Consider the following 14788-nt stretch of genomic DNA (forward strand, 5'->3'; position numbering starts at 1 on the left):
ATTATCCATCCTGACTTATCCGCGGATCTAGCGAAGCACTTAAAATATCCACTATAAGATTGCATATAACAAAAAGTACTGCCATCATTAAAACATAAGCCTGAATAATGGGAAAGTCGCGATTAAAAATCGCCGATACACATAAGCGGCCTACCCCCGGCCAGGCAAAAATATTCTCTACAATCACACTTCCGGCAATTAATTTAGGAATAGACATTCCAAGTGCTGTTAAGACCTCATTTAAAGAATTTTTAAAAATATGCCGGTAGATTATGCTCTCTTTTAATCCTCGTGCTTTTGCATAAGTCACATAATTTTCTTGCTTGTTTTCAATCATATTATTACGAATCAACCGTATATAGGTTGCAATATACGTTAGTGCTAGAGTAAACGCTGGCAAAACAACAGAATTTGCTGCTTGCATACCACTTGTTGGGAATAAGCCTAATTGAACCGAAAACAACCAAATCAACAGTAAGCCCACCCAAAACCCAGGCATTGCTGTTGCTAAAAAAATAAAAACTCGAACAAATATATCTCCCATACTACCTTCATAAACAGCACACAATACGCCAATCGGGACACTGATAAAAATGATAAAAATGAGTGCAACTGCCGACAAATAAAGCGTTGCCGGCAGTGCCATGATAAATTCCTGAAAAACCGATTTATTATTGACATAGCTGTTACCAAAATCACCTTGAACCACAGCCAACAGCCACTCCACATATCGTGTGAAAAACGGTTTATCGAGTCCTAACTGCTCCCGCATTAATGCAATCGCTTCAGGTGTGGGTACGATTTCATTCACACGAAGCGCAACCTCTGCCGGATCACCAGGACTCAACGTAATAAGTACAAAGGCAAAAAATGAAATTCCTACCAGCATTGGCAAAATCCATAGAATGCGCTTTATCATATAATTTCGCATAAATGCACCTCGCTGCATATCATCACAATTTCGGCCAAAACCCATACTTTATTTCTCAAAATACATCTTTTCAAAAGGTATTTCATATTGTGATAGATTAAATCCAACACCTTTTAGTTTAGGCATGTAAACTGCCTTGGTACGAGAATACGTCAAAGGTAAATATACACATTCATGATGTATATAGGTTAGTATTTCATTATATCTCAACTGCCGTTTATCCTTATCAGGTTCCACTAATGTAAGCCCTATTTCATCATCAAGCCATTTTTTCTTTTCCAGTCCCAATTGCGCTTGATAATCTCCATGGGCTGGAATCCGCCATGAAGATAGATATGACTGTGGATCATATGGTGTTCCCCACGATAAAGAATATTGTAAATCAAAATCACCATTTTTTTGTCTATCTAAAAATGCCTGTTTTTCTTCGCCAATAATTTTAAGTTCAACACCAGCTGCTTTCATATCACTTTGAATATACTCACTAATGGTTCGTTCTTGCGCGTTATTAGAATTAAAATATAAGGTAACAACCATTTTTTTGCCATTTTTATAACGATACCCATCCTCATTCATACTCCAACCTGCTACATTCAATAGTTGTTTTGCCTTATCCAGATCGTAATTTCTAGCTTTTAGAGGTACATTGCAATATGGAACAGTTGGTGACAATAGTGTATCCGCAACGGTTTCTGTTCCATTTAATACACCATTTGCGATCCCTTCTTTATTGACAACATATTGAAAAGCTTCTCGCACTTGACGATCAGAAGTAATCGGACGATGTGCATTGATTAAAATTGCCCGCGATGCAACTGGCTCACTCAACATAGCAGCATATTTTCCTTCTTTTTGTAATGCTGTAAAAGAATCTAAATCTACCATATCTCCATCTGCGCCAAATAATAAATCGATTTCACCCTTTTTTAAAGCCAATAAAATGGTTTGAGGATCTGGCATAACCTGCCATTTAATCGTTTCAAATTTTGCTTGATCTCCCCAATAATCTTTGTTTTTCGTAAAAATAGCATATTGCTTGTCTTTATGTTCCGTTAATATATAAGGACCCGTACCAGCATAACCATTAACTCCATTTTTCGTATCACCATCTTTAAAACACTTTGGCGATATCATACGAAATGGACGGGACAAAGCTAATTCTTTTAACGTAGGATAATATGGTTTTTTCAAAACGAGTCTATATGTATATGCATCCATAACTTCTCCATGATCAATTTGATTAACCATATCCAGCCACGCATGTCGCTCTTTGTTTTTACAAACAGCATCAATGTTCAGTTTAATTGCCTCTGCGTTCACATCTTCTCCGTCCGTGAATTTTACCCCCTGACGAATATGAAATGTATAACTAAGACCATCTGCTGATACTCCCCAGCTTTCAGCTAACCCCGGTTTTATTCCATCTTTTGTATCATATACCAATGGCTCAAACACCATAGCTTGTGCTGCCATTTCACCGCCATATAAATGTGGATTAATATCCCGAATGTCTTTGGTACTAGCATACACTAATTCATTTTTTGACAATCTATCATTTTCACTGCCACACCCACAAACGGCAAAAGTTAAGCACAATAATATAACGCAAAAAACTACACTTCTTATTTTCATAAAATTCCTCCTAAAAAATACTACTGCTGCCTGCTAAAATGGCCTTGCATCATTTTTCGGCAGCAATCATAAACATAGGTGTTGATGCATAATTTATTTTTTCGATCGTATTCCAAACTCTCTCACCAATACCCTTGTCTATGATGATCTTTTTAAAGCCAATTTTTTTAAGTTCTTGTACATCCCACTCTGGTCGTAATTTCTTACTGAGCGGTAATTTTTTTGCAATATTCTCCATGCGTCTGGTATCGGTGTTCGTATAATGATCTGGCAGATTTTTATTACGAGTCATAACACGATCATTCTCATATTCTTTTCTCTTTTCACTATTATGTACGTGCAAATACCAATTTGCATCAAAATTTAATAAACGCCCGTTCTTACCTAACACTCTGTACCATTCTTGATAAGCCTGCTCTGGCTCTTCAAGATTCCATGTCAGATTTCTGGAAACAATTAAATCAAAGCAATTATCAGCAAACAATAATTTATGTGCTTCCATTTTTTCAAAATGAATATTACAATGATATCGCTTTGCATTGGCTTGCGCTTTTTTTAACATTGCTTCCGTATAATCCACCGCAGTGACATCATGTCCAGCGCCTGCCATAATAATTGCAAAAAAACCAGGACCAGTACCGATATCCAATACTTTCAATTTTCGATCTTGTACAGCTGAACCTTGTTGCTGTATCAATTCAAGCCAAGCTTCTTTTTTAAAAGTTTCTAGTTCTTCTAAATTTGTTTCGCAATACCCGGAAGCTCGTTGATCCCAATAATTTTCTATTTCTTCTAAAAGTTCTTGCATAAAGTACCTCTCAATCCCGTAATCTTAAATTTTTCATACGACTTATAAAAGTATTAAAAATACTACTATATATATATAGTATAGACAGTTCTTCTACTCCACAACCCACCCTAGGGGTTATTTAAAGAAGTTTTCTTTTTATACTACAAAGCTTTGACAAATAACAAAAAAACAGCCCAGCCAACACCATTTTAATAAGTAGATGTTAGTCGCACTGTTTTTCTATTACTATCGATCCAATTTACGCTGCATTTTTTTTATAAAATCTCGTGCCATCGCAAAATCTGCTTCATTGGGGTGCTTTTCCGCTTCTGCCCAACGTTTTTTATTTTCTTCACTCGGTGCATGCGGATCATTTGCCGCCGTTTCAACGCGCCTAGCTAAAAGAGCTGGATTTATCCTTCCCTGGCAGGTAAATGTACCTAAAATACTACAACCTTCACCCAATAAATAAGCCGCTCTGGCCAAACTTGTCACAGCGTGTTCACTGCCAGGCAAAGCACCATGCGTCGCAAATAAAACAACTTTTTTACCCTTCAGTTTCGGCAAAAACTCCATAGTTTTTGGATCAGGACCACCACGCGTAAGCCAATAGCCAACTATAATTACATCATATGCAGCAAAATCAACTACCTCTCCATTAAGTGGCTGCAATTTTGACCCATCTGGTAAAATTTCAAACATAGCCTCACCAACTTGTTTCGTATTCCCTGTCACCGAAGAATATACCAATAACCATTTTGTCATAAAAATTCGTCCTCACCTTCACTCAAATATAAACGACGATACACATCGCTTGCAAGTATAAACCAAAAGGCAAGACAATGCTGTGATAAAAAGCACAAAAAGCAGCAAATATTATAATTTGCTGCTTTTTGCATTCAACCCATATTTTTATTTTACAATCAGTTTTGCATCGGTCGATTGAGTTTTAGAAGAACATTGACAGCATGATGAACATCCATCACCACTAGAGCCACAGCACTCACTTTCTCCTTTGAAAAAGCTTCTATACATTTTCCATAAACCAAACCCAAAACATCCAGCGACTATTAAGCCAATCACAAATGTAGCCAGTGTACCTGTTGACATAAAACCAACCCCTTTCCATTCGAAACCAAACTTCTTGATAGTGACAATTAAGCAAACCCTAACAGACTGCCAATTTGATATACAAGCAAGGAAACAACCCAAGCAGCAGCAAACGTATAGATCGCAGCAAAGGCAACCCACTTCCACTTACCCGTTTCTTTCTTGATTGTTCCCAAAGCTGTCACACAAGGTGTATATAACTGGGAAAATACCATGAAAGATAATGCGGACAATGCCGTAAAGGATCCCCCCATCGACCCCATGAGCTGTGAGGCTGTATCCACTGCATCTTGAGCATCCGACGATATATCAGCTACACCATAGAGTATCCCCATCGTAGAAATAACAGCTTCTTTTGCTAAAATTCCTGTCACAATGGCAGCTCCTGATTCCCAGGCAGCGAAACCATGAAAAGCAAAGATTGTCGACATCGCCGCACCAATCGAGGCTAAAAAGCTTTCACTCATTTCCTCTGTTGGTCCATCAAAATTATAATTACTCAAAAACCAAATTAAAACAGACATGGCAAATATAATTGTACCCGCTTTAATCAAGTACCCTTTTCCTTTATCCCATGTTTCGAGTAAAACAGTCTTCATATCCGGCATTCTGTATGGCGGAAGTTCCAATAAAAAGGTGCTTTCTTCATCTTTAAAAGTTGTAATATTTAAAACTTTAGCCATAATAATCGCCATAACTACACCCACAAGATACATACAAAAAACAACATTTGTTGCATTGTCAGGAAAAAACATGGCGGCAAACAGAGCCATAATCGGTAATTTTGCTCCGCAAGTCAAAAATGGTGTAATCAGTATAGAAATCATACGATCTTTTTCTGAATCCAGTGCTCTGGCACCCATAATCGCCGGAACACCACAGCCAAACCCCATAATCAGCGGCATAACACCTTTACCGGTCAAACCTGCACGACGCATGATTGGATCCATAATAAAAGCAACCCGCGCCATATAACCAGTCCCATCTAAAAAGCTTAAACAAAAAAATAGGGTAAAGATAAGTGGCACAAATGTGAGGACACTGCCCACCCCGGCAACAACACCATCAACAACCAAAGATTTAAGCCAATCTGCAACACCTAACGACACTAAAGAATCTTCAATCCATGGTGAAATATCATCACCAATCAATCCATCAAGACCGTCAGCCAAAGGTTGGCCAATCCAAGTAAATGTAATTTCAAATACTGCATAAATCAAAAGTAATAAGAGCGGTAACGCTAGAAAACCATTGGCGAAAACACGATCGATTTTTTCTGAAGTGCTGGCTCCCACATCCGTAGTTGTAACAGCTTGTGCCATAATTTGATCAATCAACGCATAACGAAGAGCAATAATTTCTTCTTCGACTTGTTCTTTGTTTTTGTTATTTGCCGTAAGTTCTTGCACTTTAGCAATATGATCTTCAATTATCGAGCTATTATGATAGTTACTCATTACCGTATCCGTAAATACGCCTAATAAATTTTTAATGCTTTTGCTGCTTCTGCCTACTGTTTCCACAACCGGCATACCAAACTGCTGCTCAAGAATTTTGGTATTAATTTTAAAGCCGCGCTTTTTCGCTTCATCCATCATATTTAAATCAATAATAACGGGAATACCATATTCAAGAAATTGAATGGTTAAAAATAAATTACGAGATAAGTTCGATGCATCCACAACATCAACTACAACATCCGGTTTTTCTTCTAATAAATAATCTATGACGATCTTTTCTTCCGGTGATCTTGCATTAATACTATACGTTCCCGGTAAATCAATAACCGAAATAGCCCGATCATTGTGTCTTACATACCCGACTTTTTTATCAACCGTAACCCCCGGCCAATTTCCTATTTTCTGTCTTGCACCTGTTAATTCATTAAAAATTGTTGATTTACCCGTGTTAGGATTACCTGTTAACGCAACGGATAGTGTTGCCATTCGCACCCACTCCTCATGTTTTGATTTTTTATTACAAAGCACTTACTTGAATTTTTTCTGCATCGGCAAGCCGCAGCGATAAATTATAAGACCGAATCGATATAGCCATCGGATCACCCAAGGGAGCCGACGGTAATATTTTAACCGTAGTTCCTTTTATTAAGCCCATACTCATCAGTCTCTGTTTTAAGGATGAGTGTTCTAAACTCTCTATTTTCACCGTCATACCCGGTGTGGCATCTTTTAATGTCATTTTTCTAGCCTCCATTTAAGTGATAATGATTATGATAGCCTTTATCATGTAATTAATATTAAAACGAATCGGCTTTTTTGTCAAGTCAATTGATAAAGATTTTCAATCATTTGCAAAAAAAGCAAAGATTTAGTAAAATACTGCTTTTAAAGTACTCCACTAAATCTTTGCTTTTTAGAATTTTTTTCAAAAGAAGCCATTAATTTTCACTTTATTTCACTAAAGAAATCGGCACTAAAACCTTGTTTCCGTCACGATTGATAAAAAAATCAGCTGTAACACCAAAAACCTTTTCCAACAGGTTCGCGCTTACTATTTTTTGCGGAGAACCTTGCGCAAAAACACTTTGGTTTTTGATAACTACAAGATCATTCGCATACTGCAGTGCCTGATTCATATCATGCAGAACCATGATAATGGTAATATTATATTTTTGCGTCAAACGATCGATAATCTGCATCACTTCAAGTTGATGGGCGATATCCAGATATGTCGTTGGTTCATCTAAAAGCAAAACTTTTGGTTTTTGTGCTAAAGCCATAGCAATCCAGGTTCGCTGCCGTTCTCCACCCGATAAGGTTGTTACGAACCGATTTTTAAATTCCTCTATTTGAGTCTGCTGCATAGCCCATTTGACACATTGCTGATCTTCCTTGTCATTTCTAGAAAACCACCGTTGATAAGGGAAGCGACCATATTGAACCAGCTCTCCTACCGTCAAATCAGCTGGTACTGACGGATCCTGCGGTAAAATCGCCAGATTGCGCGCCAAATTTTTTTTGCTAAAATCTTTAATATCCTTATTTTCAAATAAAACCTGTCCGGTAATATTGTTATTAAGTCCGGACAATGCCTTTAAAAGGGTCGATTTACCAGAGCCGTTCGGCCCGATAATAGCAGTTGTCTTACCTGTCAAAAAAGAGAGATTGATCTTTGTTAAAATATCTTTATTTTGGATTTTAATTGTTAAATCTCGCGTTTGCATAATCCCCATTAGAGTTCCCTCCGCAGTAAAAACAGAAAAAATGGAGCACCAATAAAAGCCATTATAATGCCAACCGGTAACTCAATCGGGGCAAAAGCAATACGGGCAAACGTATCACTGATTGTCACAACGCTCATTCCAAGTAGAGCTGCCGCTGGCAATAAAAATCGATAATCTGTGCCAATAATGAGGCGCGCGGCGTGCGGTACAATGAGTCCTACAAAACCTAAAAGACCAACCACCGCTACAGCGCTTGCTGCCAAAAGTGCCGCAACTGCCGTCATCACAATACGGGTCAGTTCCACATGCAGCCCTAAACCTTTTGCAAGTTCATCGCCTAATTGTAAAACATTAAGCTGCCGTGAACCTAAAAAGGCAAAAATCATACCGGCAATCGCGTAGGGCAAAATGATTTCGACATGCGGCCAGCTGCGGGCGGAAAGTCCGCCGACAAGCCACATTAAAGCACCACTTACGCGATCACTATAAAAAATCATCAAGGCAGAAATACCCGAACCTAAAAAGGCTGACACAGCCACACCAGCCAAAATGACTCGTATGGGACGAATCCCGCCTTTCCAAGCTAAAATATAGATGCAGACTGCCGCTCCCATCGCACCAACAAAAGCGGCTGGTGTAATGAGATATTCCATATGCGGATATAGTATCATGATAAGAACACCCGTAAGCCCTGCACCAGATGAGATTCCAATAATATGCGGATCTGCTAAAGGATTTTTCATTACAGCTTGTAATATGGCCCCCGATAATGATAAATTCATCCCGACCAAAGATGCTACAATCGTTCTCGGCAGGCGAATATTCCAGATAATCTGATCATGTATCCCCACACTTTGTCCAAATAAGGCTTGTAGAATTTCCTGCCAGGAAATAGCAACGGAGCCCAGCATGAGGCTAAGTACCACGGCACCGACAGCAAAAAGGGCAAATACCACTAAAACGAGTATTCGCCACATATTTATGCTCATGCCAAATTTTCTATTTTTTTCTTTGCCACTTTTCTTATTTTGCATCTTTAAATACCTCTGGGTAAACCAATTTTGCCATAGTCTCAACAGCGTTTGGATAATCAACACCTGGGTTTAACAAGAACAAATTTTGTGGTAAAAAGTAAAGTTGTTTATTTTTTACCGCTCGTAATGAACTCCATGCCGGATTGTTTTCAACATTAGCAGACATGCTTTTTTTGATTTCATCCATTTTACCCATACTGGTAACAAAAATAATATCTGGATCTTGCTCAACTAATGTTTCCAAACTATAAGGCGTAGCATCCGGGTCTTTTTCTAACGGCTGCCCCGTTGCTGCTACATTCATAAACCCTAATGATTTTGCAATACTGCCCGCAATACTACCGTCCAGTTCCACGGTTACATTTTGCGCTGTACTATGTAAAATAGCCACTTTTTTATGTTCAGATGGCATTTTCGCCTTAATAGCTTCCACCGAATCATCCATTGATTTTATTAAATCGTCACCTTTTTGTACTTCTCCTGTAATCGAAGCAAAAAGTTTAATTTTCGCTTTAACATCTTCATATGTTTTCATTTGCAATACAATCACAGGAATATGATTGCTCTCTAAAATCGGCACAAACTTATCATTAACGCCTTTAAAGGCAATTACCAGATCTGGCTGTAACGCAATCACTTTTTCGATATTAACTTGATAAAATGCACCAACTTCTTCAATCGGTTCAGCAAATTCTGGAACCCCGGTTTTGGAGCTCACCCGACCAACAATATTAGCCTTAACAGCCCCCAATGGTTCAAGAAAAGAAGTTGATAATGCTACAATACGTTCTGGTTTCTTAGTAAGAACCACAGTCCGGTTTACATCATCTTGGATCGTCAGATATTGTGCTGAAGCTTCTGGCGATGTCTTAGTTGACGTACAAGCCGCTGCCAGTAAACAAACACACAAGCTCAATAAAACCATTAACCATTTATATTTTGACATGCTTTTACCTCACCATAAATTTTTCTATTTGCGTCTTGCCAAAATCGTTGAAAGATAATTAACTTTTTTATCTTTTTCGGCTACAAGATCACTGATTCTGACTTCATCCGGCAAACCGCAGCGACTAAGCATAACAGCATTATCAATCATTTCATTTTCAACTAAAGTGTCGACAATCGAAGAAAAATTCTTATATACTTTCATCAAAACTACATTATCGGTTACAGCCATAACTTGTTTAATTTTTTCTGGATCAGCTGTAGCGGGAATTACACTTAATATATCATTTCCCTCAACTAATGGATACCCAAGTTTACTGCCGATTGCACAAAAAGCTGGAATACCCGGTATCGTCTCAATAGGGAATCCTTCATGTTCAAGCAAACGATATACATAAATATACGTACTATAAAACATCGGATCACCCAATGTTAAAAATGCAATTTTTTTGCCAGCTTTTAAAAGCGCGAGAATTTCGTTTTTATTGGTCTCCCAAGCTGCTGTTGACTCTTCAAACTTCACTACCATCGGAAAAACCTGATAAACGATTTCAATATCTTTTTTTAGATAAGGACGCGCAATCGATAAAGCAACGCTGCCATCTTTCTTCTCCGTTTTCGGGGCAATAATAATATCGACTTCCTTCATAATATTGATTGCCTTGACTGTTAATAGTTCCGGATCTCCCGGACCAACACCTATACCATAAAAAATGCCCGACATAACGTCCTCCTAAAATATAAAGCATATGTAAATATACTTCGTTTTATTATACAAAATCAACTGCATGATTTATAAATTCATGCAAAAAAACGAGCCTTTTTCGCGAAGAAAAAGGCTCACCTAATATAATCAATGAACAAAATCCCCTCCCCATCTCTCGCGGGTACAACGGTGATCGCTAAACAGGCAGTTCTCCTGACTTTGGATCATCACGACTTCAAGCCTTCCCAAAACAATTTGTTTCAGTGACATTTTATGAAGCTATTCCCCATTACAGTGGCGGGACCGCGTTGGCATTAAACCAAACTTCCCTATTAAGCCCTCACGGGCACCTGTTCCAATACAATATAATTGTCTGTAAACATTGAATCATTTACTCGTTTATAGTACACCGATTTGAGAAATGTGTCAATAAAAAAAGAGATTTGTATGTTATATAGGAATAATCAAATTTTATGCATAAGCATTAATGAATCGAAAATTTATTGATTTCTTCTCTAAGTTCTACAGCCATTTGTGCTAATGCTCCAGCTGCCGTTTTAATTTCCTGTACGGATGCTCCTTGGGATTCATTCTTTGAAGCAATTTGTTCAATCCCATCAACATTTGTATGAAGGAAGGTCGATATATCCTGTACAGCTTTTTCCATTTTCACACTGCCTGTTTTTTGTTTTATTGCCAGTTGTAAAATATGGTTAACTTGTTCATTCAAGCTTTCCACCGATGCATAAATTTCTTTAAATGCATCACCAGCTTGACGAACCGACAAAACTCCTTTATCAACTTCTGAGCGACTTTTTTCCATGGTAACTACCGCTGTTAATGTTTCCTGTTTCACTTCGTTAATAATGGTCGCAATTTCATTGGCAGCAAGTTCTGATTGCGCCGCCAGCTTACTTACTTCTTCCGCAACGACTGAGAACCCTCTACCGTGTTCACCAGCTCTGGCTGCTTCAATAGCCGCATTGAGTGCCAACAAATTAGTCTGCCCGGCAATACCGGCAATCGTATCGACAATCTGTCCAATTTTTTTTGATTTTTCTCCAAGTGAATCAATAACTTGTGCCGTTGCATTCACGTCGGTTTGAATATGAGTAATCTTATCAATCGCATCTTCCGACTGGCGGGCACCATGGCTCGCGGTCTCTTTGCTGCTGGTCGCTGATCTTACTACTTCTTCAGCTGAAAGCACTGACGCTTCAATGTGCCCGACAATTTCTTGAATGACAGCAACCGATTGTTCAGATATCAGCACTTTTTCTTTTGTGTCTGTCACAACACGGTTTACAGTCGTTAATACATCATCACTCAGATGTCCCACCGAATCAATGGAGGCCGACAATTCTTCTGATGAGGCGGATACCGTTTCAGAAGCTTCCGATGTTTTTAGAATCAGTGTCTTAAGATGCTTAACCATTAAATTAAACTGCGCTGTAAGTTCATTGATTTCAGTTGCACCCTGTATTTCGATGGCATGCGATAAATCGCCCTGTGAAATTCGTTTTGCCGCTTCCATTAAAGAATGAATCGGATCAACAATTCCTTTCGCCACCCGAAAAGCAACAAATATACTAATCAGTACAGCTAAAATTAAAATCACCAACATCACTAAAGCATTTTTTAATGCTGCTTCGTATACTTCACGCGTTGGTTCATAGGTAATAACACCCCAATGATAGGATTCAACTGGTGCATATGTAATCAAACTGTCGATCCCAGTCGTAGACTGTCCTTCAGCCGATCCCGCTGTTCCGGCAATAACTTTGCTGACATAATCATATTTAGAAAAATTTTCTTTATTTTCTATTTTATCTTTATCCGGATGTGCCATAACTGTACCTTTATCATCAACGATATCCATATAGCCAGCCGCACCTATTTTGGTATTATCCGTAATATCCCATAAAGATTTAAGCGATACGTCCGATGCCACAACACCAATAACGTTGCCCGTATTATTAAGGATTGGCGCCGCCATCGTTACGCAAAGGCCTTTTGTACTAGCTGAGATGTATGCAGGTGTCGCAAAAGACTTGCCTTGCATCGCTGCCTGAAAATAATCACGATCCGCACGATTGCTATTGCTGCCGCTTGTTCTGGCAATTTGCTGCCCAGATGCATCCAAAACGGCAATCAATTCAAACTGAGAATTTTTCTTTTGAATATCCACCAATGCCTGTTTTAATGTCGCAGAATCCATACTCTGTGCCATTGGCATCGCTGCCACCGCGGCGTTTACGCCTTCTGCATTATCCATTGAACGCTTAATGCCCGCAGCAATTTCTCGGTTTAAATTTAAATTTGCTGTCAGTGTGCTTTCACGCAAATTTGTCATACTCACATACCCGTTGATAATCGTTCCAGCCAATACAGGAATACAAGCAAATAAGGCTAAAAGTACAATCAATCTTGTTTTTAAACTACCTTGCAAAGTTTTCTCCTCCTAGTTGAATCTTAAGAATATAATACTATGATGTACAAGCTCAATATACTAATAGGTCTATAGAATCCGACAAGAAACTAAGTAAAAGTTTTCTGACTATTTTAATATAATATCTTATCATTAATACAAAATATGATTAATACATGTAATAAATATAGTATAGGTCACAAAAATCAGCCGCTTGTTTCTTGGCTTTCGTACATATAGATGTATTTCTATTTTGCTGGAATAATGAATTTTCAAGGACAATAAATTCATCAATACACCCTAATAAGTATACCACTAATTCAAAAAAATTTCACATTTCAAGTTGTTTCGTTATGCATCGAAAGAATCGACTGGTATTCCACTAATTCTTCAATTCTAAAGCAGCCTGAATATGTTGTATGTAAATGTCTTGAAATGCCTCATTTTCACCCAAACCTTTTGTATAAATACGAACGCTAAAACCAGCATGTTTTAATTTATTCAGCCATGAATCCGGCGATTCACCTGCCATATCCTGCATAATATGCATGCCTCCAGCTAAAAGCAGTGGCATTAAATATATATTTTTTTTATTTTTATTTTTTAACCTGGCAATTACATCCTCAAGTCCAGGATAATCAGTAGGTTCAAGAACTCCAATCGTAATCGGAAGGTTCAGTTCATCTGCTTTTCGCTGCAAAATTTCATAAATAGGATTATGCTGGTGCGGTGAACCATGTCCCATAAGTACAACTTCTTCTGTTTTCGCCAACGATACGATTTGCTGTAAAATACATTTTAGCCCGATCCTGTAATCATCTTTGTCAGGTATTTCATCTTCAACCGAAAACACGGGACTGCCTACCTTGAGCTTTGGAAAGACTGTTTTATAGACTTCACTCACGGCGATTATTTTATTTTCATATTCCTCACCAGGCGTCAAATGAGTTGGCTGTATCACGACTTCCTCATATTGTTCCTGCTGCAATTTAGTTAAAACTTCCGGCAGGGAATCAATGTGTATATTTTGCTTTCTAAGTTTCTTTAAAATAAACATGGATGTAAATGCTGTGCAAACTGTGTAATCGGGAAAAAACTGTTTTATTTTTAAAACAATAGAGTCAAGGCATTTTAGGCGAATGTGCTCATCCACGACGCCAAAGCTTACCAGTATAATTGCTTTTTTCATTTGTGACCACCTTTCTTATATAAAAAAAAGAATTAGAAACGAATCGTCTCTAATTCTACTACAATTTCATTTTATTTGCTAAAAAAAAATTTCGGACAAAATACAAGAATAAATGGGGTGACTGGAGGGAATCGAACCCTCGAATACCGGAGCCACAATCCGGCGTGTTAACCACTTCACCACAACCACCATATTTAAAATCCATAACGAAGAAAATTGGTGACCCTGGCAGGAGTCGAACCTGCGACCCTTTGATTCGTAGTCAAATACTCTATCCAGCTGAGCTACAGAGTCACTTTGTCTCGCGTTACTTTTAATATTATATTGATTTATCCCTTACTTGTCAAGCTGTTTTTGTTTTTTATTGATTGGATTTAGCAAAACGCCCCCCGTACGTTTCGCAAATTTGCTCCTGTGCCGCCTCTGGTTTTTCATTAACCATCAAACCTTCTTCAAATAAATGTGCTCCCGCCATGACAACCCGCTTTTCCCAATCGCGCATCCATTCACCGTCACCCCAGCCATAAGAACCAAACAATCCGATCTGTTTTTCTTTAAGATCGCCTTCAATGCCTGTAAAAAAAGGTTCAAATTCAGATTCCTCGAGTACTTCCGCTCCCATTGCTGGACAACCAAACAAAATAGCATCATATTTTTTGATTTGCCCCGCATCGACTGAATCCACACGAAATACATCAACGGATTGACCCGCACTTTCTATACCACGTTGAATCGCCTGCGCCATAATTTCCGTATTTCCTGATCCACTCCAATAAACCAATACAATTTTTTTCATTGTTATCGCTCCTCATTTTTATTTTTCTAATATTATGTAATGA

Annotated in this window: 14 protein-coding genes, 2 tRNA genes and 1 riboswitch; all 16 genes read right to left on the reverse strand. The window is 38.3% G+C overall.

Annotated elements, in window-relative coordinates; all coding sequences use genetic code 11:
- Position 1: 1 nt before the first annotated feature.
- Positions 2-931, reverse strand: a complete 930-nt coding sequence (gene opp1B, locus BMY14_RS16805) for a nickel/cobalt ABC transporter permease (protein ID WP_091834469.1) — start codon at positions 929-931, stop codon at positions 2-4.
- 48 nt (positions 932-979) lie between these two features.
- Positions 980-2563 (reverse strand): nickel ABC transporter substrate-binding protein, encoded by a 1584-nt coding sequence (nikA, locus tag BMY14_RS16810; RefSeq protein ID WP_091834383.1) that lies wholly within the window; start codon positions 2561-2563, stop codon positions 980-982.
- Positions 2564-2612: 49 nt separating this feature from the next.
- Positions 2613-3371 (reverse strand): class I SAM-dependent methyltransferase, encoded by a 759-nt coding sequence (locus tag BMY14_RS16815; protein ID WP_091834386.1) that lies wholly within the window; start codon positions 3369-3371, stop codon positions 2613-2615.
- A 228-nt stretch (positions 3372-3599) separates the two neighbouring features.
- Positions 3600-4118 (reverse strand): flavodoxin family protein, encoded by a 519-nt coding sequence (locus BMY14_RS16820; protein ID WP_091834389.1) that lies wholly within the window; start codon positions 4116-4118, stop codon positions 3600-3602.
- 147 nt (positions 4119-4265) lie between these two features.
- Complete coding sequence (locus BMY14_RS16825; RefSeq protein ID WP_019554074.1) at positions 4266-4463, reverse strand: hypothetical protein; 198 nt, start codon at positions 4461-4463, stop codon at positions 4266-4268.
- A gap of 47 nt (positions 4464-4510) precedes the next feature.
- Positions 4511-6409 carry a ferrous iron transport protein B gene (gene feoB, locus BMY14_RS16830; RefSeq protein WP_091834392.1) on the reverse strand — a complete coding sequence of 633 codons (1899 nt, stop codon included), beginning with the start codon at positions 6407-6409 and terminating at the stop codon, positions 4511-4513.
- Positions 6410-6440: 31 nt separating this feature from the next.
- Positions 6441-6662, reverse strand: coding sequence for a FeoA family protein (locus BMY14_RS16835; RefSeq protein WP_091834395.1), 222 nt, complete (start codon positions 6660-6662; stop codon positions 6441-6443).
- Positions 6663-6873: 211 nt separating this feature from the next.
- Positions 6874-7656 carry an ABC transporter ATP-binding protein gene (locus BMY14_RS16840; RefSeq protein ID WP_091834398.1) on the reverse strand — a complete coding sequence of 261 codons (783 nt, stop codon included), beginning with the start codon at positions 7654-7656 and terminating at the stop codon, positions 6874-6876.
- Positions 7656-8624: a FecCD family ABC transporter permease gene (locus BMY14_RS16845; protein WP_245741464.1), complete on the reverse strand. Its 969-nt coding sequence runs from the start codon at positions 8622-8624 to the stop codon at positions 7656-7658. Before BMY14_RS16845 ends, BMY14_RS16840 begins: the two co-directional genes overlap by 1 nt.
- A 46-nt stretch (positions 8625-8670) precedes the next feature.
- Complete coding sequence (locus tag BMY14_RS16850; RefSeq protein WP_091834401.1) at positions 8671-9627, reverse strand: ABC transporter substrate-binding protein; 957 nt, start codon at positions 9625-9627, stop codon at positions 8671-8673.
- Between the two features lie 24 nt (positions 9628-9651).
- A complete protein-coding gene (gene cobI / locus BMY14_RS16855; protein ID WP_091834404.1) occupies positions 9652-10350 on the reverse strand; it encodes a precorrin-2 C(20)-methyltransferase in 699 nt (232 codons plus the stop codon).
- Between the two features lie 168 nt (positions 10351-10518).
- A riboswitch (cobalamin riboswitch) is annotated at positions 10519-10701 on the reverse strand.
- Positions 10702-10816: 115 nt separating this feature from the next.
- Positions 10817-12781 carry a methyl-accepting chemotaxis protein gene (locus BMY14_RS16860; protein WP_091834407.1) on the reverse strand — a complete coding sequence of 655 codons (1965 nt, stop codon included), beginning with the start codon at positions 12779-12781 and terminating at the stop codon, positions 10817-10819.
- A gap of 361 nt (positions 12782-13142) precedes the next feature.
- Positions 13143-13949 (reverse strand): sirohydrochlorin cobaltochelatase, encoded by an 807-nt coding sequence (locus tag BMY14_RS16865; RefSeq protein WP_091834410.1) that lies wholly within the window; start codon positions 13947-13949, stop codon positions 13143-13145.
- A gap of 113 nt (positions 13950-14062) precedes the next feature.
- Positions 14063-14138, reverse strand: a tRNA-His gene (locus tag BMY14_RS16870).
- A gap of 28 nt (positions 14139-14166) precedes the next feature.
- Positions 14167-14243 (reverse strand) — tRNA-Arg (locus BMY14_RS16875).
- A 67-nt stretch (positions 14244-14310) separates the two neighbouring features.
- Positions 14311-14745: a flavodoxin gene (locus tag BMY14_RS16880; RefSeq protein WP_019554065.1), complete on the reverse strand. Its 435-nt coding sequence runs from the start codon at positions 14743-14745 to the stop codon at positions 14311-14313.
- Positions 14746-14788: the final 43 nt, after the last annotated feature.

This window comes from Propionispira arboris, assembly GCF_900109225.1.
In the GTDB taxonomy this organism is placed as follows: domain Bacteria; phylum Bacillota; class Negativicutes; order Selenomonadales; family Selenomonadaceae; genus Propionispira; species Propionispira arboris.

Bases quoted from the DNA above. Each gene is read 5' to 3' on its own strand.
- opp1B (WP_091834469.1), bottom strand. From the start codon at position 931: ATGCGAAATTATATGATAAAGCGCATTCTATGGATTTTGCCAATGCTG.
- nikA (WP_091834383.1), bottom strand. From the start codon at position 2,563: ATGAAAATAAGAAGTGTAGTTTTTTGCGTTATATTATTGTGCTTAACT.
- BMY14_RS16815 (WP_091834386.1), bottom strand. From the start codon at position 3,371: ATGCAAGAACTTTTAGAAGAAATAGAAAATTATTGGGATCAACGAGCT.
- BMY14_RS16820 (WP_091834389.1), bottom strand. From the start codon at position 4,118: ATGACAAAATGGTTATTGGTATATTCTTCGGTGACAGGGAATACGAAA.
- BMY14_RS16825 (WP_019554074.1), bottom strand. From the start codon at position 4,463: ATGTCAACAGGTACACTGGCTACATTTGTGATTGGCTTAATAGTCGCT.
- feoB (WP_091834392.1), bottom strand. From the start codon at position 6,409: ATGGCAACACTATCCGTTGCGTTAACAGGTAATCCTAACACGGGTAAA.
- BMY14_RS16835 (WP_091834395.1), bottom strand. From the start codon at position 6,662: ATGACATTAAAAGATGCCACACCGGGTATGACGGTGAAAATAGAGAGT.
- BMY14_RS16840 (WP_091834398.1), bottom strand. From the start codon at position 7,656: ATGGGGATTATGCAAACGCGAGATTTAACAATTAAAATCCAAAATAAA.
- BMY14_RS16845 (WP_245741464.1), bottom strand. From the start codon at position 8,624: ATGTGGCGAATACTCGTTTTAGTGGTATTTGCCCTTTTTGCTGTCGGT.
- BMY14_RS16850 (WP_091834401.1), bottom strand. From the start codon at position 9,627: ATGTCAAAATATAAATGGTTAATGGTTTTATTGAGCTTGTGTGTTTGT.
- cobI (WP_091834404.1), bottom strand. From the start codon at position 10,350: ATGTCGGGCATTTTTTATGGTATAGGTGTTGGTCCGGGAGATCCGGAA.
- BMY14_RS16865 (WP_091834410.1), bottom strand. From the start codon at position 13,949: ATGAAAAAAGCAATTATACTGGTAAGCTTTGGCGTCGTGGATGAGCAC.
- BMY14_RS16880 (WP_019554065.1), bottom strand. From the start codon at position 14,745: ATGAAAAAAATTGTATTGGTTTATTGGAGTGGATCAGGAAATACGGAA.